This is a genomic window from Symbiopectobacterium sp. RP, from assembly GCF_050472005.1.
Lineage (GTDB): Bacteria > Pseudomonadota > Gammaproteobacteria > Enterobacterales > Enterobacteriaceae > Symbiopectobacterium.
Map to the genome: position 1 here is coordinate 1,628,197 of NZ_JBGOGS010000001.1, position 19,862 is coordinate 1,648,058.

The following is a 19,862-nucleotide window of genomic DNA, read 5'->3' on the forward strand; positions in this document are numbered from 1 at the left end:
CCATTAGGCAAAACGCAAACCTTCGCGAGGATGGTTACATGGCTACCCCACTTCCCTTTGCTGCACAAACGGTTAAATCAAACGCCATCACGGCCTCGGCGCAGCTTCCCGCTACGCTGATAGCACTTGATGACTGGGCACTGGTGACACTTACCGGTCCGGACACTCGCACTTACCTGCAAGGCCAGGTGACGGCCGATGTTAATGCGTTAGCCCCCGATCAACATGTACTTTGCGGCCATTGTGATGCCAAGGGCAAAATGTGGAGCGCACTGCGTCTGTTTGCCCACAACGATGGCTTCGCCTATCTGGTACGTCGCAATCTGCGTGATACGCAGTTAAACGAGTTAAAAAAATACGCCGTCTTTGCCAAAACCACTATCACCGCAGAGGACAATCTCCAGCTTATCGGTGCTACGGGAAGCACTATACGCGAACTTTTAGCCGAGGTCTTCTCTGCAGTACCGGACAGTGAGCATCCCGTTGTCAGCCACCCCTCCGGTACACTGCTGCATTTTGCCCTTCCTGCTGAGCGTTTTCTTTTGGTACTGAACGACGAAGGTGTCGCCGCGCTGAGTGCCACACTGGCAGACAACGTGCAATGGGCCGACAGTCAACAGTGGCTGGCACTGGATATTGAATCCGCACTGCCGATTATTGACAACGTAAACAGCGCGCAGTTTATCCCGCAAGCAACGAATATACAGGCACTTAACGGCATCAGTTTTAATAAAGGCTGCTACACAGGTCAGGAGATAGTGGCGCGGGCAAAATTTCGCGGCGCCAACAAGCGGGCACTCTATTGGCTAGCGGGTACTTCACCGCGCGTGCCAGAAGCGGGCGAAGACCTAGAACTGAAAATGGGTGAAAACTGGCGTCGCACCGGTACGATACTCGCCGCCAGCCAGTTAAGCGATGGCACACTTTGGGTGCAAGCGGTACTGAATAACGATCTGGAAGCGGATAGCGTATTGCGCGTGCGCGATGCAGCGGAAAGTCAGTTGAGTCTGCAACCACTGCCTTATTCATTGTCTGAATAATTTCACCGCAGAGCACCGTTTCTGTTTCATCAAGAAACGGTGCCAGAGTGATATTTAGCGGCTAAACGTAAAGGTAGATCGCCAGAAAATGGCACAGACTGCCACCCAGCACAAAGCCATGCCAGATGGCGTGGTTATACGGGATACGTTTACACACATAAAAAACCACGCCTAAGGTATACACTGTGCCGCCCACCGCCAGTAAGGTGACACCACCCGGTGCTAACACCTGCACCAACTGATAAATCACAATCAGTGACAGCCACCCCATCACCAGATAGGTCACCAGCGACAGCACTTCAAAACGATGCGCAAAGGCCAGTTTAAATAACACGCCAACCAGCGCCATGCTCCAGATGACAATCATCAAGCCATGCGCCAACGGCGAATCCAACCCCACCAGTAAAAACGGCGTGTAGGTGCCCGCTATCAACAGATAGATGGCACAGTGATCGAACCGTTTGAGCCAGAGTTTAGCCCGTGGGCTGGGAATCGCATGGTAGAGCGTGGAGGCCAGAAACAGCAGAATAATGGTGCCGCCGTACAAACTGTAGCTGGCGATAGCTGTGCTCGTCGCGCCATTGTCCACCGCTTGCACTAGCAGCAGCACCAACCCGACAATCCCCAACACCACGCCAGCACCGTGACTGATACTGTTGGCTATCTCTTCCGCCAACGTATAACCCGCATTACTTTCTAATTTCACCATATTCCGTTTTTACTCCCGGCACGATTGGCTGTACAAACTTCATGCAATCTCATCGGGAAGATGTGTAATCGAGAATAGTTTCAGTGTACAAGTGCACGCTGAAACTATTATTCGATCCGCCGCGCTACTGGGCTTGAACAGAGCCCGGTATCGGTTCGGGTTCCCTTTCGCCAGGAATATAGCCAAACGACTTAAAAATGATTACATCCAATGCCCTGATATGTGGCAAAAAAATACAGCTAATTGTTATCAAAATAATGTCGCTTAGCTATACTGATTCTCTCTCCGCTTGTTTCCCTTCATTGTCTCCACTCCCCCGGCATCGCTTGCCGGGGTTTACGCCCGTCCGTAAATGATATAAACTCACATACGATAGTGGTTATCATTATCAGTCATGGGTTTCATCATCCATAGAGGAGCACAGCCATGCTAACCGCAATGATTACCGCATGCGGGTTATGGAGTGCCAGCTGGTGTCTGGGTAAACGCCTGAGCAGTGCTTGGGGTATTCTGCTACCCGCAGCACTGATGCCATTGCTTGCTCTGCTCGATCTTCAACTCAACAGTTGGAAGCTGATCGTAGCGATTGCGCTACTGGCGACCGCCGTCATGCTGTTCCATCCTCGTTTGCGCCATTACCTGCTGCTGCCTTCCTGCATTGCACTGGCGGGCGGATTGAGCGCGTTGGTGGTGGCATTCCAAACGACGTGGCCATAACGGACAATACGTCATGCAGTACCAAGAAAAATGTTTGATCGACACGAAGAAATAAAAAAGAAGGGAAAAGCATTAAGAAATGGTGCGAAGAGAAGGACTTGAACCCTCACGTCCGAAGGACACTAACACCTGAAGCTAGCGCGTCTACCAATTCCACCACCTTCGCAACGCAGTCACACGATCTGCATCGTGTCACCACGGGGGCGAATTCTAGAGATTTTCTCAACAACGTCAATGATTATTTCCGCTTGGGTGCAGGGTTTGCTGCAAAAATCGTCATATTGACCTTATAAGGGACGCGCGAAGCACTCCCGCAGCCAATCGATAAACACGCTGACGCGCGGCGCCAAGAAATGCCCGGCAGGGTACATGATGTACAACGGCATATCCGGTGGCGGCATCTCAGGCAGAACCTCCACCAGTTCACCGCTTTCCAGCCAGTGCCGCACGCCATAGCGCGGAGACTGGATCAGTCCCAACCCGGCACGACGCCACGTAGACATCCGCCCCGCTGACATCAATCTGGCTGTGCAGAGTTCGCTGCTCGCACACCCCCTGTGACATATAGCTAAACGACTTAATTTTGATTACATTATTTAAATGAGCTATTCAATTGATTTTATACGTAAAGTGATATAACCAACCGACTTAAAAATGATTACAGCCAATGCCCTGATATGTGGCAAAAAATACAGCTAATTGTTATCAAAATAATGTCGCTTAGCTATAAAAAAACTCTACGTCATCCGAAAGCCGACGAAAGCGCCCGGCAAGCATTTCAACAAAAAATACAACAGTATGAAAAAGGAGGTAAACCTATTGTTTTTATTGATGAAAGTGGTTTTCCACACGATACCCCATGGACTCACGGCTATTCCCCAAAAGGTCAACGGTGTTTTGGGCTGAAGAACTGGGGAGCCAAGGGAAGAACAAATGTTATCGGCGCGTTATTAGAGCCTGTACACGAGATTGTGTAATTGCCTGGTTTTGATATGTTCAATCCAACATCAAAAGCAGGTTACTTTATGGACGAAAAACAGTTACAGGCTCTGGCTAACGAGCTGGCCAAAAATCTCAAAACCCCTGACGATCTCAACCAGTTTGATCGCCTGCTGAAAAAGATCAGCGTTGAAGCTACCCTTAATGCTGAAATGACCCATCACCTCGGGCATGAAAAGCACCAGTCCAAATCTGGAACTATAGACAAGCGAGATTATTTTGATAACAATTAGCTGTATTTTTTGCCACATATCAGGGCATTGGCTGTAATCATTTTTAAGTCGGTTGTCTATAACACGCGCAATGGCTACTCCACAAAGACTGTTACCACCGGAGATGGTCCGCTGAAACTGCGTACACCACGTGATCGTGATGGTTCCTTTGAACCGCAGCTGGTGAAGAAGAACCAGAGCCGGCTCACCGGGATGGATATAGCCAAGCGACATTATTTTGATAACAATTAGCTGTATTTTTTGCCACATATCAGGTCATTGGCTGCATAATCCTCTACCAATGCGGTTTACATTTGGTTTATATACCAACAATCAGATTTGCCAGCGCAGCCAGGCAAAAAAGACGTTGCCGTTGTTGTAGGTGCCAGGAATGTAGGTCGCCTGAAAAGAGAGGCGCTGATAGTTCACCGAGACCAGCGGCAATAGCGCCGGAATCGGGATATAGTGCCAGTTGTCCCGCATAGTAACGCCAGCGGTGAAACCCGCACCCAATTGGAAATCCGGATTCGTGGTAGGCGTCCAGCGTTTCTCAAATCCATAACCGCCGATAGGCTCCCATTTGTTGAAGGAATCCTTGAACGCCATCAGGTACAGACCGTGCCAATCGCCGTCGGCATCCAAACGTGACACACCATAGCCTGCACCCCAGGGACGTTCATTGTACTTGTCGGTTTTCTCTTTGTCGTAAGTCCAGCGGTTATGCCAAGTGATAGCCGGGATATAGAGATCCTGACTTGACGAATTCGACCAGGTTTCTGACAGATTAAATTTGGCTTTTTGCCACCAACTGCCCTGCCCATTGCTCTGCACAGACTCCTTCGACATTTCCACGGCGGAATCCGTTGGGGCAGCGAGAGAAGAAAGCGAGAACAGAAAAGGGAAAAGGGTAAATATCACACGCATCAGATATAGCCAAGCGACTTAATTTTGATTACACCATATGGACTGAGAACAAAATCTCTGTATCGCAACCACTCTCTCTTTTTTTGCTTGTGCCCATTTATGCTCAATTGGGTTAAGATCTGGCGAATATGTAGGCAAATACTCCACCATATACCGGCTTTGTTGAATAAATCAGAACTTGTAACGACTGCGCCCCATACGGGTCGATTGTTACGTGATGCGAATACTGTTCGGCATTCCTAATAGCGTGATCAGGTTAAGCGCTTTGACCATGGCCATGGCTTCACCCACCTGACCATCGTAGTCTCTCAGACTTAGATGACCACCCAGAAGCCTTTTGAACCGGAACATGGCCGTTTCAGACACTGAGCGCCGGTGATAGCCCACTTTCTTTTTCCAGATAGCGTTACTACCGCTAATGCGCTGATTTGCAACAGCGGGGTTACGCTCGTGGTAGCGATCTTGCCAATATTGCGCCCCCCTTCGTGGCGGGATAAGCGGCCTTATTTTCTTCCTCAGCAGAGCATCATAGCAGTAAACTGTATCCTAAGCGCCGTCAGCCGATGCCTCTCTGATTTTCCGGTGGGTCTGGTTTATCAGCGCCGGTAGAGCTTGGGCATCAGTCGTACCACTGAGCGACAAATCCGCACAGATAATCTCATGCGTCACACTGTCTACTGCCAGGTGCAGCTTACGCTATACCCTGCGTCTGTCGGCACCATGCTGCCGGACTTTCCATTCGCCTTCGCCAAAGACCTTCAGGCCGGTTCCATCAATGATCAGATGTGAGATTTCACCACGAGTTGGCGTTTTTATGCTGATGTTCACTGTCTTTGCTCGCTTGCTGAGCAGCGAATAGTCTGGACAATGGAGCGACAATTTAATCAGTTTAAAAATCGAGTCACCAAAGCCCTGTAAAGCCCTGTAAAGCCCTGTAAAGCCCTGTAAAGCCCTCAATGAAAGGCCAAACACGCGTTTCATCATCAGGACTGTGGTGATGGTCATATCTGAGTAGTGGAGCGGTCGTCCACGCCGTTCAGTAGTGTTTTTTTCCGTCCATGCAGCAATGGCTGATTCATCTAGCCATACGGTTAGAGAACAGCGCTGCTTGAGGGCCTTGTTATAAGAGGGCCAGCTGGTGATTTTAAAATTTTGTTTTGCCATGGAGACCTGATTTTGAAACAACTGTGTTGATCTGCTCCGATTATTACCCAAAAGTTCTATTTATTCAACAAAGGCGGTATATGGTGGAGTATTTGCCTACATATTCGCCAGATCTTAACCCAATTGAGCATAAATGGGCACAAGCAAAAAGCAAAAAAAGAGAGAGTGGTTGCGATACAGAGATTTTGTTCTCAGTCCATATGGTGTAATCAAAATTAAGTCTCTTGGCTATATTGTTGTAGCCGTCTTGCAAGTAAACGCGTCATGTTACTCTCCACACCATGAATAAAAGGAGGAATACAAGGATCATCGTTCATCCTGGTTCAGGGTGTTTTTGCAAGAGTGACGCCAACCGGGTTACCTGCTTGTTACTGATTTAAGACAGTTGCTTTCTCAAAACGAGAAACCGCCGCGCTGCTGCCGTTGTTGCGCATTGAGCAATAATAAATCGCTATCCATTGGCTATGAGCGCAGCGTGTTTGCGAGCAATCGCGCGATGTAGCGGTGCAGAGCGTCGATTTTTTGCACTATTAACCAGAGTAGCAATAAGGTGTTGCTATTTCTCGCTTTGAGAAACGGCGTTTGCTAGCCTACCGTTGGCGTCAATGCCGGGCAAGGTAAACAGGCGACAAGTGTTGCGATATAACGCGTCTGCGATCACTTCCGGCGGCTCTGAGCGCAGCTCACACAGGGTATGAAACACATTGGCCGCGCGCTCGGGGCGATTGGGTTGCCCCTGAAAACCATTAATCGGCATATCAGGCGCATCGGTTTCCAGCAACAGGCTATCGAGAGGCAGGCGAGAAATCGCCTGACGAGTTTTATTGGTGCGTGGATAAGTGATGGTGCCACCGACGCCAATGCGGTAACCCAATTTGATAAAGGCCAGCGCCTGCTGCTCGCTGCCCGCAAAACCATGCACCACGCCTTTACGCGGCACATCGATACGGCGTAATAACTGCGCCAAACGATCGTGAGTGCGTCGCGAGTGCAGCATCACCGGCAAGTCATAGCGCTTCGCCAGCGCCAGTTGCGCTTCCAAAAGTTCACATTGGCGTTCGAAACGAGGCTCGGCCATATACAAATCCAGCCCTATTTCCCCTACCGCGATCAGCCTGTCATCGCGTTGGAGTAGCTGCTGTTCAAGCAGATCCAGATCGCTGTCCTGATGATGGGCAACATAGAGTGGATGCAGGCCAAGCACCGCAAAGATCGCTGAGTGAGTGCGAGAAAGTGCCGTGATGCGCGCAAAATAACGGGACTCCACCGCAGGCACCAAGATATACGTTACCCCTGCCGTTGCGGCGAGCGCAATACTTGCCACTTCATTTTCGCTCAACGGCGGAAAATCAAAGTGACAATGGGTATCTATAAAGGAAAACGGCCTGAGGAAATGATCCATGCCTTAGTATAACGCGGCCTTCGCGCAACGTTAAACAAGCGCGGCGTAAAATCAGTAAGCGTTAAATCAGTGCAGCGTTGCCGAACCCTTTCCCGCCTGCACCGTAGTATCAGACAGCTCATCGCCCTCTTGCAGGCTGTAATCTTGCTGCAAGATGCCGGCAAGATAATCATTGTTACTTTCCAGCCAGGCACAATCGCTGTCAAACCACTCGGCCCACAGCGCCCAGAAGTTCCCTCTCAGCTGCTTCCATAGACCTACCACGATATCGCTATTCATCACGAACCTCCCGAACAAACCGCATCGTAATCACACCAACGTTCAGCAAGCATCGCAAACAGTATGCGGGGTGACGATGACAATTTTATTATGGTTCAGATTGATTTTCGTTAACACCCCGTGCGCAGACTAAAATTTCAGATAAATGGCGCTTGTGAGTGCGTCTATACCCAAAATAATTCGAGTTACAGGAAAGCGCCAAGTGAAGGACAAATTTGTCTGGAACAAATTTGAACGCCGCTGGCGGCGGCCTCGTAAGAGGTGAGGCCTAGGGATGGGCCGATAACAAACGCAGCCAACGCACCAGTCACTTGAAGTATGATGGGTATAGTATAGCTAAGGTCGCTTACGTCCCGCGAACTGGCTGACCAGAAACAGAATGATCCCGACAATGAAGACAATTTTGGCCGCACCCGCTGCGGTCCCTGCCAGTCCAGCGAATCCCAGCGCCGTTGCAATCAGCGCAATCACCAGAAAAATAATGCCCCAACGAAACATACGCTCTCCTTGCCTTAATGAGGGTGAGCGGCGCTCGTCCTGAGGTTAATTACGCATACCGCTGCGTTTCCACCTGTGTTTGATTCTTACGACACCAAGTGCTAATTGGCTTGAGGATGGCGGAGGTTACCCTCCGCCGAATACGTGAGCATTAAAGGGCAACAGGCCCGTTAATGGGTGACGGTCAGATCATTTTTAACACTTTTCACACCAGATACCGCCTTGGTGATACTCTCTGCACGCGCTGACTGAGCAGTGTTTTTCACGTTACCGCTCAGTTGCACCACCCCCTCCTGGGTTTCCACTTTCACGTGGCGCGACGGCACAATTTTATCAGCCAACAGTTTGGCCTTGATGCTGCTGGTGATGACCGCATCATCGGTATAAGAATCCACTGACTGGGTGGCGTTATCCTTGATTTGCAGTTTATCACTCACCGACTGCACGCCTTCGGTCTTGATCGCCACCGCGACAGCCTGTGCGGCCACGGCCTGGCTAGGAACAAAACCGGTCAGCGTAACCACGCCTTTGGTGGTCGAGACGGAAATATCTCCGCTCTCGATCCCCTTATCATCCATCAGGGCACTTTTCACCTTGGCGGTGACAGTGCTGTCATCCATATACCCAGAGGCTTTCTGGAGAGAACTGTCAATCTTTGCACCCGTCGTTGTCGCCGCCTGCTGCACTTTCTGCCCCAGCATCTCTTCTGCCAGTGCGTTCCCCGCCGTCAGCAGAGTACCCAGTACAACAGCCATCATCGTTTTTGCGTTAAGGATGTTTTTCATCGATTATTTCCTTTTGCTAGGGTCCACGCGGACATCAATCACGCTGGTATTGGCACTCAATGCAACGCAGCAAAAAAACAGGCGTTTAACGTTACCAAATATCACGTAGTCGATATAACGCACTACATAATTTATCACCAGCAGTGAAACTCACTAATTGCTAACGCGATATTAACTATAGTGCATGGAATGACGATTACTAGCGGAATAGGGAGGAAAAGTCCCTTTCCGGCGGCATTTCGGATTTTTCCGTGGGGAAAAAGGGCGAGAGGAAATTAAACAAAATTAGATTAACTTATTGATAGATAAAAAACCGGCGTTTAAAAAGCCGGACGCTATGCCCGAATCCTTTTAAACGCCGTTTTTTTAACCGACTAAGCCGCAGTAGCCGAAAATTAGTGCTCTCGGGTTTTGAAGAAAGTGACGTCTGGGTAGCGTTCCTGCGTCAAATTCAGATTCACCATGGTCGGTGCCACATAAGCTAGGTTGTCGCCACCATCGAGCGCCAGATGCAATTCATTCTTGCTCTTGAACTCTTCAAATTTCTTCGCATCGGCACACTCAACCCAACGTGCGGTGGAGAGGTTGACCGATTCATAGATGGCTTCCACGTTGTACTCTGACTTCAAGCGCGCCACCACCACGTCAAACTGCAACACGCCCACAGCCCCGACAATCAAATCGTTGTTGGCCAGTGGGCGGAACACCTGTACTGCCCCCTCTTCCGAGAGTTGCACCAACCCTTTGAGCAGTTGTTTCTGCTTTAACGGATCACGCAGATGGATACGGCGGAACAGTTCCGGCGCAAAATTCGGGATACCGGTGAATTTCATCTCTTCACCTTGGGTAAAGGTATCACCAATCTGGATGGTGCCGTGGTTATGCAACCCAATGATATCGCCGGGGAATGCCTCTTCCACATGAGAACGGTCACCTGCCATAAAGGTCAGCGCATCGGAAATGACCACATCCTTGCCGGTACGCACCTGACGCAGCTTCATGCTCTTTTCATACTTGCCGGACACCACACGCATAAAGGCGACGCGGTCGCGGTGTTTTGGGTCCATGTTCGCCTGAATCTTGAACACGAAACCAGTGAATTTCTCTTCCTGCGCGGTAACGGTGCGGGTATCCGTATTGCGCGGCATCGGCGCAGGTGCCCAGGCGAGCAGTCCATCCAGCATATGATCGACACCGAAGTTACCCAGCGCGGTGCCGAAGAACACCGGCGTCAACGCACCAGACAGGAAAGCCTCCAGCTCAAACTCATGAGAAGCGCCCTGCACCAGTTCCAGCTCTTCACGCAGCTGTGCGGCCAGATCTTCACCGACAGCTTTATCCAGATCCGGGTTATTCAACCCTTTGACTATACGCACTTCCTGGATCGTGTGGCCCTTACCGCTCTGATAAAGATAGGCTTCATCCTTGTACAGATGGTAAACGCCCTTGAACAGCTTGCCGCAACCAATCGGCCAGGTGATCGGCGCACAGTCGATTTTCAGCTCACTCTCGACCTCATCCAACACCTCCATCGGATCGCGGATATCGCGGTCAAGCTTGTTCATGAACGTCAGGATTGGTGTATCACGCAGACGCGTTACTTCCATCAGCTTGCGGGTACGATCTTCGACGCCTTTTGCAGCATCGATCACCATCAGGCAGCAGTCCACTGCCGTCAACGTGCGGTAGGTATCTTCAGAGAAATCTTCGTGCCCCGGGGTATCCAGCAGATTGACCAGCGCCTCCCGATACGGGATCTGCATCACGGAAGTGGTGATGGAGATACCACGCTGCTTTTCCATCTCCATCCAGTCTGACTTAGCGTGCTGGCTCGAACCGCGCCCCTTCACCGTTCCGGCGGTCTGAATGGCCTGTCCGAACAGCAGAACCTTCTCGGTAATGGTGGTTTTACCGGCATCGGGGTGAGAGATAATGGCGAACGTTCTGCGTTTCGCAACTTCGCGGGCGTATTCACTTGGAGACATGATTTTCAGGTTTCTTATGTTAACCACCCTGCGAGAGCATCGGAATCAGGATGTTCGCGTCAGGCAAAGTGGGGAAAAAACGTATTAGCCGGGTATTTTCCCTGATTTGTGGGTGAGACACAATCAATCGGCACATATTCGCGCAATACGTTGGAAATAAAAGGCAACGTATCCCCACAAGCACCAGAGAAAGAAATCTGGCATGCTGTTTTCACCCTGCCGCGTCTGCTACCCATCAGGAGCAACGATGAAAGATTGGAACCCCGCACTCTATTTACGCTTTGTCAACGAACGTACCCGCCCGGCACAGGAGTTGGTTGCCCGCATTGCCCATCAGAATCCCAACACCGTCAGCGATCTGGGCTGTGGACTAGGTAACAGTACTGAACTGTTATAGCCAAGCGACTTAATTTTGATTACACCATATGGACTGAGAACAAAATCTCTGTATCACAACCACTCTCTCTTTTTTTGCTTTTTGCTTGTGCCCATTTATGCTCAATGGGGTTAAGATCTGGCGAATATGTAGGCAAATCCTCCACCATATACCCTGTATCGATGATGACTTGTTGAATATTATGTTTTTTGTGAAAAGTTGCATTGTCCATCACGATTACACTGTTTTTAGGGAGTACTGGGATAAGGACTTGTGTGACCCAAGAATAGAAAACATCGCTGTTAATATTGATATCAAATAATCCGATAGCAAAGAGCCTGTACACGAGATTGTGTAATTGCCTGATTTTGATATGTTCAATCCAACATCAAAAGCAGGTTACTTTATGGACGAAAAACAGTTACAGGCTCTGGCTAACGAGCTGGCCAAAAATCTCAAAACCCCTGACGCTCTCAACCCGTTTGATCGCCTGCTGAAAAAGATCAGCGTTGAAGCTGCCCTTAATGCTGAAATGACCCATCACCTCGGGCATGAGAAGCCCCAGTCCAAATCTGGAACTAACACGCGCAATGGCTACTCCACAAAGACTGTTACCACCGGCGATGGTCCGCTGGAACTGCGTACACCACGTGATCGTGATGGTTCCTTTGAACCGCAACTGGTGAAGAAGAAGCAGACCCGGATCACCGGGATGGATAACCAGATTTTATCGTTGTATGCCAAAGGGATGACCACCCGCAAAATTGCCGCTGCGTTCAAAGAACTGTATGACGCGGATGTCTCACCCGCCCTGGTATCGAAGGTCACCGATGCCGTTATGGAGCAGGTTGTTGAATGGCAAAATCGCCCCCTGGATACGGTTTATCCCATTGTTTACCTTGACTGTATCGTTCTGAAAGTCCGGCAGGACAGCTGCGTTATCAATAAGTCTGTGTTCCTGGCGCTGGGTATCAATATCGAAGGCCAGAAAGAGCTACTGGGGATGTGGCTGGCCGAAAATGAAGGTGCAAAGTTCTGGCTGAACGTGCTGACAGAACTGAAAAACCGTGGCCTGACCGACATCCTCATTGCCTGTGTGGACGCCCTGAAAGGGTTCCCGGATGCCATCAACACGGTCTACCCGGAAGCCCGCATCCAGTTGTGCATCGTGCACATGGTGCGCAACAGCCTGCGCTTCGTTGCCTGGAAGGACTATAAGGCGGTAACACGCGACCTCAAAGCAGTGTATCAGGCTCCAACCGAAGAGGCCGCGCTTCAGGCGCTGGAGACGTTCGGTGGGACATGGGATCACCGCTATCCGCAGATAAGCCGGAGCTGGCAGTCAAACTGGGCCAACCTGTCGACATTCTTCTCGTACCCGCAGGAACTTCGCAAGGTAATCTACACGACGAACGCTATAGAATCACTGAACAGCGTGCTCCGGCATGCAATCAAGAAACGCAAGGTGTTCCCGACTGATGACTCGGTGAAGAAGGTCGTATGGCTGGCAATCCAGGCGGCATCACAGAAATGGACGATGCCCTTACAGGACTGGCGTATGGCAATGAGTCGCTTTATTATCGAGTTCGGTGACCGTCTTGACGGTCACTTCTGAGGAAAGGCATTTACACAAAATCTTAAACAGGCTCCAAAATTAAGTCGCTTGGCTATACAGCTAATAGTTGGCGAGTTTTCAATTGCCTAATATCTGCACTACCAATGTAGGGGAAAACATATCGCTCAAGATTGCTGAGTATCCTGCTTTTGTACTTTCACTCCAGCGCTTGTTATTGGCATGCCACTCTCGAGCAATGTACTCAAATGTAAATTCTCCTTTTGCTTCGGCCATCTCCTCCTGTTGAACTTTCTTTGGATCTACGTTTTTTGCCAATAGCTTTTTGGCTTCATCCCGTTTTGCTCTTGCCTCTGCCAATGAGACTGTGGGGTAAACCCCAAAAGCTAGTTTATCCTCTTTTTTGTCTCCTAGGCGTCGGTACTTCATGCGCCAGTATAGCCAAGCGACATTATTTTGATAACAATTAGCTGTATTTTTTTGCCACATATCAGGGCATTGGCTGTAATCATTTTTAAGTCGGTTGGCTATAGAGTGAATTTTCTTTAGTGGTGAGGGTTTGCTGGGTGATTGTGAACTTTGGAAGACTTCTGTAAATATGCTTTTGGTGCGAAGGCAGAATCAAAACAAACAACAATTAATTGTTTTTATTGATTATTTATTTAATTAAAATTTAATATGCCCCTTTTTATGCCCCCACAAATATTTTCACATTGCTAAGTTGATTCATTATCAAGCACATTTCAGTTAATTACGTCGGTTTGGATCGTATCTCGGATCCAACCCAGAACAAGTAGAGGGATGTAGTCCCTCTACCCGCTCAAATACAGCATTTTATCAGCTTCGCCATGAAATCCCGTCAATAAGGCAACCTGCTTCATACCGTTCCACCATGTAGGCTTCGTAACATAAATTAATCAATTATAAAAACTTAAATAAGAACAATAACTTGATTTTAATAAATGTTAAATTTTCTATTTATGTTATACGTATTGTTATTCATAATCGGTGAGTGTCAAGGTAGTTGTCCCCCCAGTAACAAATAGGCGCAGAACAAGGAAACAAGGAGCTATCATGAGATTATTGAACAGGAACGATATTGAAATTGAAATCAGTCTTTGTACTCGCGATGATGAACCTAAAACAGAGAAGGTAAAACTACGTGATATCAAGGATATTGAGGCGTGCGAGCGTTTAAGCGACAAGCTGGCGTCGTTGTTGGTTAAGCACAGACAAGGCTGCTATAAATGACGTCATGGCCCCGTTTTTCGGGGCTTTTGTAGTCATCGATTAAGTTGCTTTACTATCGTAGTGTGATGTGGGGAATGCATCACGTGGAATGAAATCATCAGGAAGCGCGGACTCACCTTTGTTCTGCTTTGATGTGAACTTTTCGAAGGCTTCCATCGTTGTAAAGCACACACCGCACGCCAGATTGTTACATTGGTAGTACTTGCGTCGTACCGTATTGGTGTCATTCATTTTTGTACTGGTTCGGATACGGCCTGACGCGCCGCAACGTGGGCATCTGAACATAATGCTTGCTACCTTTGTAAAGAAATATTCCGTACAATTTTACCTCGCTATTTCTATCGGGTCAGAAGATTCTTCTCTCGTGTAGCATGAGGTGAATTCGAAAGTATCAATACACGTGCTCGACACCCACAATGAGATTATTTTTTCCAGACTATCCCATCAATCAGGCAACCGGCTTCGTACCTCTCCACCATGTAGGCTTCGTTCCAGGACTCATACACGGACAGGCGGTTATATTCCGGCTCGTCCTTCGCCAATGTCCGAGCACTTCCCTCCAGCCAGCCGACGCCGCAATCATGGCGCTCTGGATACGTTTCGGGATTCGATGGTGATGAATAGTGCGTACCGTTAAATCCAATTAACAGTCGGTCAAGGTTCCGGCGCTGATCAACCGCCGCCTTTGCCAGTTCTGGATAGTTTTCAAGGTGCGCCCATGCATCCAGATCGTCATGATTAATGAATGTGTCAAAATTCACCTTCCGGCACTGGTAACGGTGAGGCGTCATTACCGCCCCGGCCTGTGGGTTGCGGCGTTCTGCGCGGTTATTGACATAAGCCAGCGGCCCACCTGAGCCCACCATAACGCTTTCGCCCTCCACAGCCTTAACGGGCAGGACGTTGATCCGGGTCAAAAACTCCGCGCTGTAGTTCGCTGCCAGCGCCCCGGACTGCACCGGTGACGGGCCGACATCGCTGTAATTCACCGACACAGAGCCTGACGTGAAGTTAATGGCCCCGCTTTTCTCGCCGGTCAGTGCTTCAACCACGCGCGTGATAACCGTCGCCACTGCGCGGGGCTTCTCACCGGTCAACATGACCGGCGGTGGCAAAACGTCATTGCCACCAGAAGATCCGGGAAGGAAAATATCGGGTTCAGAAGTATCGCTCTCACCGCCCACAGAAAACCACTGTCCTGAATGCCCGCCGTCATTCCGTCCGTGAAGTTCGGCTTCCAGCTTATTATTTTCCTGCTCAATCAGAATTCTGTCTTTCGGTGATGCGCCATTCGCTAGCTGTCTGTTGCGCTGAATAAGCGTCCGGATACGTGCTGCAAAGTCCATAACATTCCCCTCTCTGTTGTCAGCCCATGCCCCTGCACGGTTCGCGGCCATCGGCAAGCGCACGCATTTTCTCCGGGTCATTGCGTGCCATCGCCATCTGAGCACCAGACGGAGAGCTACGTTTGACGTTGATCATGTTTTCCGGGAAGGCACCCGGCCAGAGATGAAGCGCATTTTCGCTGTCGTCTGCTAATGCAGCCAGATATAGCTAAACAACTTAATTTTGATTACATTATTTAAATGAGCTATTCAATTGATTTTAGACGTAAAGTGATATCTACACGGGAAGAAGAAGGGTTGAGTATCCGAGAAACAGCGAAGCAATTTCGGATTGGCCCTGCCTCTGTATCGCGTTGGATTAATCAAATAGAATCAAAAGCATCGACCACGCGTCAGCGAAAGAGCGATAAATCCGAGTTGATAAAAGATGTTGAACCATATCCAGATGCTTACCAAAAAGAACGTGCAGAGCGTTTTGGCGTTTGTCAGAAGGCCATTTGGCAAGCTCTTAAAAAGCTGGGATTGACCTATAAAAAAACGCTACGTCATCCGAAAGCCGACAAAAGCGCCCGGCAAGCATTTCAAAAAAAAACAACAGTATAAAAAAGAAGGTAAACCTATTGTTTTTATTGATGAAAGTGGTTTTCCACACGATACCCCACGGACTCACGGCTATTCCCCAAAAGGTCAACGGTGTTTTGGCCTGAAGAACGGGGGAGCCAAGGGAAGAACAAATGTTATCGGCGCGTTATTAGGCACAACGCTGTTTGCTATCGGATTATTTGATATCAATATTAACAGTGATGTTTTCTATTCCTGGGTCACACAAGTCCTTATCCCAGTACTCCCTAAAAACAGGGTAATCGTGATGGACAATGCAACTTTTCACAAAAAACATAATATTCAACAAGTCATCATCGATGCAGGGTATATGGTGGAGTATTTGCTTACATATTCGCCAGATCTTAACCCCATTGAGCATAGATGGGCACAAGCAAAAAAAGAGAGAGTGGTTGCGATACAGAGATTTTGTTCTCAGTCCATATGGTGTAATCAAAATTAAGTCGCTTGGCTATACCGGTGCCAAAGTAACGCGTGTTAGCCTGACACTACCGATGGTGGTGTGCGCTGTTTATTTTTAATACAGATGAAATCAACGCGGGAAGCGGGTACAATGCCGCTCCCTTGTGAGGCTGGTTCTGTTACGTTCCGTTTTTTGCATGATGCGCGGCGATCATTCACGCCTCATGCCATGAAAGCATCACGCCAAAGAGCACCGACAATGTCCTGATGCATGGCGTCTGATGATCGGTGATCTCTATGGGTTGTTGCGGAGAGAGTGAATGAAGTTTGTAGATGAAGCTACCATTCTGGTGGTGGCTGGTGACGGCGGTAATGGCTGTGTCAGCTTCCGTCGTGAAAAATATATCCCCAATGGTGGTCCGGACGGCGGCGACGGCGGCGACGGCGGTGACGTTTATCTGTTGGCGGATGAGAGCTTGAATACGCTGATCGATTTTCGCTTTGAGAAATCTTATCGCGCAGAGCGCGGTCAGAACGGGCAAAGCCGTGATTGCACCGGCAAGCGTGGTAAAGATATCACCATCAAGGTGCCGATTGGTACGCGTGTGCTGGACGAAAGCACCGGAGAGGTGCTGGATGATATGACGCGCCACGAGCAGCGTTTGATGGTGGCGAAAGGCGGCTGGCACGGACTGGGTAATACCCGTTTCAAATCGTCGGTTAACCGCGCGCCGCGCCAGAAAACCAGCGGTACCGCAGGCGAAGAGCGTTCTCTGATGCTGGAATTGTTGCTGCTGGCGGATGTTGGGATGCTGGGGCTGCCGAATGCCGGTAAATCGACGTTCATTCGCGCGGTGTCTGCCGCTAAGCCCAAGGTGGCGGATTATCCCTTCACCACACTGGTGCCTAGCCTGGGTGTGGTGCGCATGGACAGCGAGAAAAGCTTCGTCGTGGCCGATATTCCTGGGTTGATCCAAGGTGCTTCCGAAGGCGCTGGTCTGGGGATTCGTTTTCTCAAACATCTAGAACGCTGTCGCGTGCTGCTGCATCTGATCGACCTTGCGCCGATCGACGAATCCGATCCGGTAGAAAATGCCAAAGTGATCGTCAATGAGTTGCAACAATACAGCGCTTCTCTGGCAGAAAAACCGCGTTGGTTGGTGTTCAACAAGGTCGATCTGATCGAGAAAGAGGATGCTGAACAGCGTGCCAAAGCGATTGCGGAAGCATTAGGTTGGGAAGGTAAATACTACCTGATCTCTGCTGCCAACCGTTCTGGCGTCAACGCACTGTGCTGGGATGTGATGAACTTCCTGGAAGCACAGCCGAAAGCCATGTCCATCGAAGAGAAAGGGCCTGAAAAAGTTGAGTTCATGTGGGATGACTACCATCGTGAACAGCTGGCGGCGGTGGAAAATGAAGCCGAAGAAGAATGGGATGACGACTGGGACGAAGATGACGACGAAGGCGTCGAGATCATCTACCAGAAATAATTCTCGGGAAGCTTGTACACGAGATTGTGTAATTGCCTGATTTTGATATGTTCAATCCAACATCAAAAGCAGGTTACTTTATGTGTACTAGCTCAGACCTGATCTGACAGTTACCGATTATTTATACAGGTGTCTGTCAGATTACATCTGCTTCAGATTCTTTTCTGCCCAGATCCGTTTTCCATCGAGTAAAGTGGCCATCGGCGTACGCCCGCAGCACATTTTTCCCTGATGAGTTCGCTCATTATTGTAATGCCATAACCAGTTGTCCAGAGCTACCTGCAGACTTTCCAGGTCTCCATATAACTTCTTGCGGAACGTAACCTGATAAAAATCCTGCAAAATGGTTTTATGGAAGCGCTCGCAGATGCCGTTCGTCTGCGGAGACATCGCCTTCGTTTTCGTATGCTCGATATCGTTGATAGCCAGATAAAGCTGATAATCATGCTGCTCCACTTTACCACAGTACTCCGTACCCCTGTCGGTCAGTATTCTCAGCACCGGCAGTCCCTGAGCCTCGTAGAACGGGAGTACGCGATCATTGAGCAGGTCGGCGGCGGTGAGCGGTGTTTTATTCGTATACAGCTTGCAGTGCGCCACTTTCGAGTACGTATCCACGAACGTCTGCTGGTAGATACGGCCCACCCCCTTCAGATTGCCCACGTAGAAGGTGTCCTGCGAGCCCAGATACCCGGGATGTGCCGTCTCGATTTCACCGCAGGCCTCATCATCGTGCGCCTTCTTCTCTAGGGCTGCGATTTGAGCGTCGGTAAGGACAATGCCTTCTCTGGCGACCTTTTCCTCAAGCGCCTTCAGGCGTTTACGGAAGTTCTCCAGGTCGTGTCGTTGCCAGATGGAGCGCACGCCGCTGCCGGAGATAAACACGCCTTTTTTACGCAGCTCATTACAGGTCCGGTGCTGCCCATGGGGCGGGAACTCAATAGCATAATCAACAACCGCGCGTTCAGTGGCTTCGTCGGCGCGGTTCTTCAGGTTCGGAACCCGGCGGTTCTGGTTAACCAGCGCATCAATGGCGCCTTCAGCAGCCAGTTCCTGATAACGGTAAAATGTATCGCGTGACACGCCCATGCTCTTGCAGGCTTTTGATACGTTACCGAGTTCTTCGGCGAGATTGAGCAGGCCGGCTTTGTGTTTGATAATGGGATTGTTAGTATGAAGCATGAGAGTTACCTCGCGTTTTGTTTAAGGATTAGACACCCATATCAAAACCGGTAACTCTCAACCTTTCAAGGTCCAGTGTCAGATCTAGTCGCGACTAATACAGATAATGGGATTGTTAGTATGAAGCATGAGAGTTATCTCGCGTTTTGTTTAAGGATTAGACACCCATATCAAAACCGGTAACTCTCAACCTTTCAAGGTCCAGTGTCAGATCTAGTCGCGACTAATACATATTAGCAAATCTGGTGTATGGCGATCAGGCTACGTTCCGCTCTGATGCTTCGTGAATCTGTTCTCCATCCTTAAATTGGACGTTGCTTACAACCAGGGTCAGCAGGTCAAATCCTCTTAGTCGGTTCCAGCTTTTCTGAGCTGACTGGAGCAGCTTAAATACCATACCATTGACAGGGTTGTTTCTCTCGAACCACCGTTCTTCGCGCCTCTGCTTCGTAGCCTCACAGTCGCAAAAGCCGATTCAATCGGATTTGTCGTTCTTATTGACGCCCAGTGCTCTGACGGGAAGTCGTAGAATGCCAGCAGTTCTTCTCGAGCTTTCTCCAGCTTCTTCATCGCTGAAGGATACTTCGCTGAAAACCTTGCCAACAAAACATCAAAGGCTTCATTAGCGGCATCACGGCTCTCTGCTAGCCAAACCTCCCGCAGCTCAGCCTTAACTTTCGGTTGCATGGCTTTGGGGAGTGAAGCCAACACATTAGCGGGAGTTATAGCCAAGCGACATTATTTTGATAACAATTAGCTGTATTTTTTGCCACATATCAGGGCATTGGCTGTAATCATTTTTAAGTAGGTTGGCTATATGCTCATTTCTGGTGTACGGGGTTTCGGGGAGGGTGGCGTATCCTGCTGATTGATTTCGTGGATGATTTCAACAACAGAGAGATGA

At 49.4% G+C, this 19,862-nt stretch carries 23 protein-coding genes, 1 tRNA gene and 6 pseudogenes; 14 read left to right on the forward strand and 16 right to left on the reverse strand.

Annotated elements, in window-relative coordinates; translation table 11 throughout:
- Positions 1–38 precede the first annotated feature (38 nt).
- Positions 39–1,040: a tRNA-modifying protein YgfZ gene (gene ygfZ / locus ACD630_RS10875; RefSeq protein WP_430359055.1), complete on the forward strand. Its 1,002-nt coding sequence runs from the start codon at positions 39–41 to the stop codon at positions 1,038–1,040.
- Positions 1,041–1,101: 61 nt separating this feature from the next.
- On the opposite strand, the gene trhA is transcribed toward ygfZ, so the two are convergent.
- The gene (gene trhA / locus ACD630_RS10880; protein WP_430359056.1) at positions 1,102–1,749 is read right to left on the reverse strand and encodes a PAQR family membrane homeostasis protein TrhA; all 648 of its coding nucleotides are present in this window, start codon (positions 1,747–1,749) and stop codon (positions 1,102–1,104) included.
- A 197-nt stretch (positions 1,750–1,946) separates the two neighbouring features.
- Here trhA and ACD630_RS10885 point away from each other — a divergent pair, with 197 nt between their 5' ends.
- Both ACD630_RS10885 and ACD630_RS10890 read left to right on the forward strand, forming a co-directional pair.
- On the forward strand, positions 1,947–2,105 hold the full coding sequence (locus ACD630_RS10885; protein ID WP_430359057.1) for a hypothetical protein: 159 nt from the start codon (positions 1,947–1,949) through the stop codon (positions 2,103–2,105).
- Between the two features lie 70 nt (positions 2,106–2,175).
- Positions 2,176–2,466 carry a DUF1435 domain-containing protein gene (locus tag ACD630_RS10890; protein ID WP_264627130.1) on the forward strand — a complete coding sequence of 97 codons (291 nt, stop codon included), beginning with the start codon at positions 2,176–2,178 and terminating at the stop codon, positions 2,464–2,466.
- An 80-nt stretch (positions 2,467–2,546) separates the two neighbouring features.
- On the opposite strand, the gene ACD630_RS10895 is transcribed toward ACD630_RS10890, so the two are convergent.
- Together ACD630_RS10895 and ACD630_RS10900 are read right to left on the reverse strand one after the other, a co-directional pair.
- Positions 2,547–2,632: transfer RNA gene (locus ACD630_RS10895), tRNA-Leu, on the reverse strand.
- Positions 2,633–2,753: 121 nt separating this feature from the next.
- Complete coding sequence (locus tag ACD630_RS10900; RefSeq protein ID WP_430359058.1) at positions 2,754–2,969, reverse strand: LysR substrate-binding domain-containing protein; 216 nt, start codon at positions 2,967–2,969, stop codon at positions 2,754–2,756.
- A 174-nt stretch (positions 2,970–3,143) separates the two neighbouring features.
- Between ACD630_RS10900 and ACD630_RS10905 the strand changes: the two genes are divergently transcribed.
- The gene (locus ACD630_RS10905) at positions 3,144–3,443 is read left to right on the forward strand and encodes a transposase (protein ID WP_430359059.1); all 300 of its coding nucleotides are present in this window, start codon (positions 3,144–3,146) and stop codon (positions 3,441–3,443) included.
- A gap of 48 nt (positions 3,444–3,491) precedes the next feature.
- Positions 3,492–3,896: pseudogene (locus ACD630_RS10910) on the forward strand (transposase); the annotation flags it as partial.
- Between the two features lie 114 nt (positions 3,897–4,010).
- Here ACD630_RS10910 and pagP read toward each other — a convergent pair.
- On the reverse strand, positions 4,011–4,601 hold the full coding sequence (gene pagP / locus ACD630_RS10915; protein WP_430359060.1) for a lipid IV(A) palmitoyltransferase PagP: 591 nt from the start codon (positions 4,599–4,601) through the stop codon (positions 4,011–4,013).
- A 210-nt stretch (positions 4,602–4,811) separates the two neighbouring features.
- Positions 4,812–5,765, reverse strand: a pseudogene (locus ACD630_RS10920) (IS5 family transposase).
- Between the two features lie 23 nt (positions 5,766–5,788).
- On the opposite strand from ACD630_RS10920, the gene ACD630_RS10925 reads away from it, so the two are divergent.
- On the forward strand, positions 5,789–5,974 hold the full coding sequence (locus ACD630_RS10925; RefSeq protein ID WP_430359061.1) for a transposase: 186 nt from the start codon (positions 5,789–5,791) through the stop codon (positions 5,972–5,974).
- Positions 5,899–6,054 carry a hypothetical protein gene (locus tag ACD630_RS10930; RefSeq protein WP_430359062.1) on the forward strand — a complete coding sequence of 52 codons (156 nt, stop codon included), beginning with the start codon at positions 5,899–5,901 and terminating at the stop codon, positions 6,052–6,054. Before ACD630_RS10925 ends, ACD630_RS10930 begins: the two co-directional genes overlap by 76 nt.
- A gap of 267 nt (positions 6,055–6,321) precedes the next feature.
- Here ACD630_RS10930 and ACD630_RS10935 read toward each other — a convergent pair whose 3' ends face one another.
- The 5 genes from ACD630_RS10935 to prfC all read right to left on the reverse strand — a co-directional run bounded on the left by ACD630_RS10935 (position 6,322) and on the right by prfC (position 10,714).
- Positions 6,322–7,167 (reverse strand): TatD family hydrolase, encoded by an 846-nt coding sequence (locus ACD630_RS10935; RefSeq protein ID WP_430359063.1) that lies wholly within the window; start codon positions 7,165–7,167, stop codon positions 6,322–6,324.
- 66 nt (positions 7,168–7,233) lie between these two features.
- Entirely contained in the window at positions 7,234–7,446 is a 213-nt protein-coding gene (locus tag ACD630_RS10940) for a CsbD family protein (protein ID WP_430359064.1), read from the reverse strand.
- Between the two features lie 336 nt (positions 7,447–7,782).
- The gene (locus tag ACD630_RS10945) at positions 7,783–7,944 is read right to left on the reverse strand and encodes a DUF1328 family protein (protein WP_430359065.1); all 162 of its coding nucleotides are present in this window, start codon (positions 7,942–7,944) and stop codon (positions 7,783–7,785) included.
- 170 nt (positions 7,945–8,114) lie between these two features.
- Positions 8,115–8,729, reverse strand: coding sequence for a molecular chaperone OsmY (osmY, locus tag ACD630_RS10950; RefSeq protein ID WP_430359066.1), 615 nt, complete (start codon positions 8,727–8,729; stop codon positions 8,115–8,117).
- A 395-nt stretch (positions 8,730–9,124) separates the two neighbouring features.
- Positions 9,125–10,714 (reverse strand): peptide chain release factor 3, encoded by a 1,590-nt coding sequence (prfC, locus tag ACD630_RS10955; RefSeq protein WP_430359067.1) that lies wholly within the window; start codon positions 10,712–10,714, stop codon positions 9,125–9,127.
- 247 nt (positions 10,715–10,961) lie between these two features.
- Between prfC and ACD630_RS10960 the strand changes: the two are divergent.
- Positions 10,962–11,108, forward strand: a pseudogene (locus ACD630_RS10960) (trans-aconitate 2-methyltransferase); the annotation flags it as partial.
- Between the two features lie 22 nt (positions 11,109–11,130).
- Here ACD630_RS10960 and ACD630_RS10965 read toward each other — a convergent pair.
- On the reverse strand, positions 11,131–11,436 hold the full coding sequence (locus ACD630_RS10965) for a transposase (RefSeq protein WP_430359068.1): 306 nt from the start codon (positions 11,434–11,436) through the stop codon (positions 11,131–11,133).
- A gap of 60 nt (positions 11,437–11,496) precedes the next feature.
- Between ACD630_RS10965 and ACD630_RS10970 the strand changes: the two genes are divergently transcribed.
- A complete protein-coding gene (locus ACD630_RS10970; protein WP_430359991.1) occupies positions 11,497–12,705 on the forward strand; it encodes an IS256 family transposase in 1,209 nt (402 codons plus the stop codon).
- 58 nt (positions 12,706–12,763) lie between these two features.
- Here ACD630_RS10970 and ACD630_RS10975 read toward each other — a convergent pair.
- Positions 12,764–13,101, reverse strand: a pseudogene (locus ACD630_RS10975) (tyrosine-type recombinase/integrase); the annotation flags it as partial.
- A gap of 636 nt (positions 13,102–13,737) precedes the next feature.
- Here ACD630_RS10975 and ACD630_RS10980 point away from each other — a divergent pair.
- A complete protein-coding gene (locus ACD630_RS10980; protein WP_430359069.1) occupies positions 13,738–13,914 on the forward strand; it encodes a hypothetical protein in 177 nt (58 codons plus the stop codon).
- Positions 13,915–13,953: 39 nt separating this feature from the next.
- Here the strand turns inward: ACD630_RS10980 and ACD630_RS10985 are convergent, their stop codons facing one another.
- Positions 13,954–14,199 (reverse strand): ogr/Delta-like zinc finger family protein, encoded by a 246-nt coding sequence (locus ACD630_RS10985; protein ID WP_430359070.1) that lies wholly within the window; start codon positions 14,197–14,199, stop codon positions 13,954–13,956.
- A 137-nt stretch (positions 14,200–14,336) separates the two neighbouring features.
- On the reverse strand, positions 14,337–15,260 hold the full coding sequence (locus ACD630_RS10990; protein ID WP_430359071.1) for a P2 family phage major capsid protein: 924 nt from the start codon (positions 15,258–15,260) through the stop codon (positions 14,337–14,339).
- A 240-nt stretch (positions 15,261–15,500) separates the two neighbouring features.
- On the opposite strand from ACD630_RS10990, the gene ACD630_RS10995 reads away from it, so the two are divergent.
- From ACD630_RS10995 to cgtA, 4 genes and pseudogenes are all read left to right on the forward strand, one after another.
- The gene (locus ACD630_RS10995; protein ID WP_430359072.1) at positions 15,501–15,863 is read left to right on the forward strand and encodes an IS630 transposase-related protein; all 363 of its coding nucleotides are present in this window, start codon (positions 15,501–15,503) and stop codon (positions 15,861–15,863) included.
- Positions 15,808–16,206: pseudogene (locus ACD630_RS11000) on the forward strand (IS630 family transposase); the annotation flags it as partial. The gene ACD630_RS10995 and the pseudogene ACD630_RS11000, both read left to right, overlap by 56 nt.
- A gap of 28 nt (positions 16,207–16,234) precedes the next feature.
- Positions 16,235–16,402: a hypothetical protein gene (locus ACD630_RS11005; RefSeq protein ID WP_430359073.1), complete on the forward strand. Its 168-nt coding sequence runs from the start codon at positions 16,235–16,237 to the stop codon at positions 16,400–16,402.
- Positions 16,403–16,603: 201 nt separating this feature from the next.
- Positions 16,604–17,776, forward strand: coding sequence for an Obg family GTPase CgtA (gene cgtA / locus ACD630_RS11010; RefSeq protein WP_430359074.1), 1,173 nt, complete (start codon positions 16,604–16,606; stop codon positions 17,774–17,776).
- 141 nt (positions 17,777–17,917) lie between these two features.
- On the opposite strand, the gene ACD630_RS11015 is transcribed toward cgtA, so the two are convergent.
- Together ACD630_RS11015 and ACD630_RS11020 are read right to left on the reverse strand one after the other, a co-directional pair.
- Positions 17,918–18,958 carry an IS481 family transposase gene (locus ACD630_RS11015; RefSeq protein ID WP_430359075.1) on the reverse strand — a complete coding sequence of 347 codons (1,041 nt, stop codon included), beginning with the start codon at positions 18,956–18,958 and terminating at the stop codon, positions 17,918–17,920.
- A gap of 256 nt (positions 18,959–19,214) precedes the next feature.
- Positions 19,215–19,675 (reverse strand): annotated as a pseudogene (locus ACD630_RS11020) (transposase); the annotation flags it as partial.
- Positions 19,676–19,862: the final 187 nt, after the last annotated feature.

Bases quoted from the DNA above. Each gene is read 5' to 3' on its own strand.
- ygfZ (WP_430359055.1), top strand. From the start codon at position 39: ATGGCTACCCCACTTCCCTTTGCTGCACAAACGGTTAAATCAAACGCC.
- trhA (WP_430359056.1), bottom strand. From the start codon at position 1,749: ATGGTGAAATTAGAAAGTAATGCGGGTTATACGTTGGCGGAAGAGATA.
- ACD630_RS10885 (WP_430359057.1), top strand. From the start codon at position 1,947: ATGATTACATCCAATGCCCTGATATGTGGCAAAAAAATACAGCTAATT.
- ACD630_RS10890 (WP_264627130.1), top strand. From the start codon at position 2,176: ATGCTAACCGCAATGATTACCGCATGCGGGTTATGGAGTGCCAGCTGG.
- ACD630_RS10900 (WP_430359058.1), bottom strand. From the start codon at position 2,969: ATGTCTACGTGGCGTCGTGCCGGGTTGGGACTGATCCAGTCTCCGCGC.
- ACD630_RS10905 (WP_430359059.1), top strand. From the start codon at position 3,144: ATGTGGCAAAAAATACAGCTAATTGTTATCAAAATAATGTCGCTTAGC.
- pagP (WP_430359060.1), bottom strand. From the start codon at position 4,601: ATGCGTGTGATATTTACCCTTTTCCCTTTTCTGTTCTCGCTTTCTTCT.
- ACD630_RS10930 (WP_430359062.1), top strand. From the start codon at position 5,899: ATGGGCACAAGCAAAAAGCAAAAAAAGAGAGAGTGGTTGCGATACAGA.
- ACD630_RS10935 (WP_430359063.1), bottom strand. From the start codon at position 7,167: ATGGATCATTTCCTCAGGCCGTTTTCCTTTATAGATACCCATTGTCAC.
- ACD630_RS10940 (WP_430359064.1), bottom strand. From the start codon at position 7,446: ATGAATAGCGATATCGTGGTAGGTCTATGGAAGCAGCTGAGAGGGAAC.
- ACD630_RS10945 (WP_430359065.1), bottom strand. From the start codon at position 7,944: ATGTTTCGTTGGGGCATTATTTTTCTGGTGATTGCGCTGATTGCAACG.
- osmY (WP_430359066.1), bottom strand. From the start codon at position 8,729: ATGAAAAACATCCTTAACGCAAAAACGATGATGGCTGTTGTACTGGGT.
- prfC (WP_430359067.1), bottom strand. From the start codon at position 10,714: ATGTCTCCAAGTGAATACGCCCGCGAAGTTGCGAAACGCAGAACGTTC.
- ACD630_RS10970 (WP_430359991.1), top strand. From the start codon at position 11,497: ATGGACGAAAAACAGTTACAGGCTCTGGCTAACGAGCTGGCCAAAAAT.
- ACD630_RS10980 (WP_430359069.1), top strand. From the start codon at position 13,738: ATGAGATTATTGAACAGGAACGATATTGAAATTGAAATCAGTCTTTGT.
- ACD630_RS10985 (WP_430359070.1), bottom strand. From the start codon at position 14,199: ATGTTCAGATGCCCACGTTGCGGCGCGTCAGGCCGTATCCGAACCAGT.
- ACD630_RS10990 (WP_430359071.1), bottom strand. From the start codon at position 15,260: ATGGACTTTGCAGCACGTATCCGGACGCTTATTCAGCGCAACAGACAG.
- ACD630_RS10995 (WP_430359072.1), top strand. From the start codon at position 15,501: ATGAGCTATTCAATTGATTTTAGACGTAAAGTGATATCTACACGGGAA.
- cgtA (WP_430359074.1), top strand. From the start codon at position 16,604: ATGAAGTTTGTAGATGAAGCTACCATTCTGGTGGTGGCTGGTGACGGC.
- ACD630_RS11015 (WP_430359075.1), bottom strand. From the start codon at position 18,958: ATGCTTCATACTAACAATCCCATTATCAAACACAAAGCCGGCCTGCTC.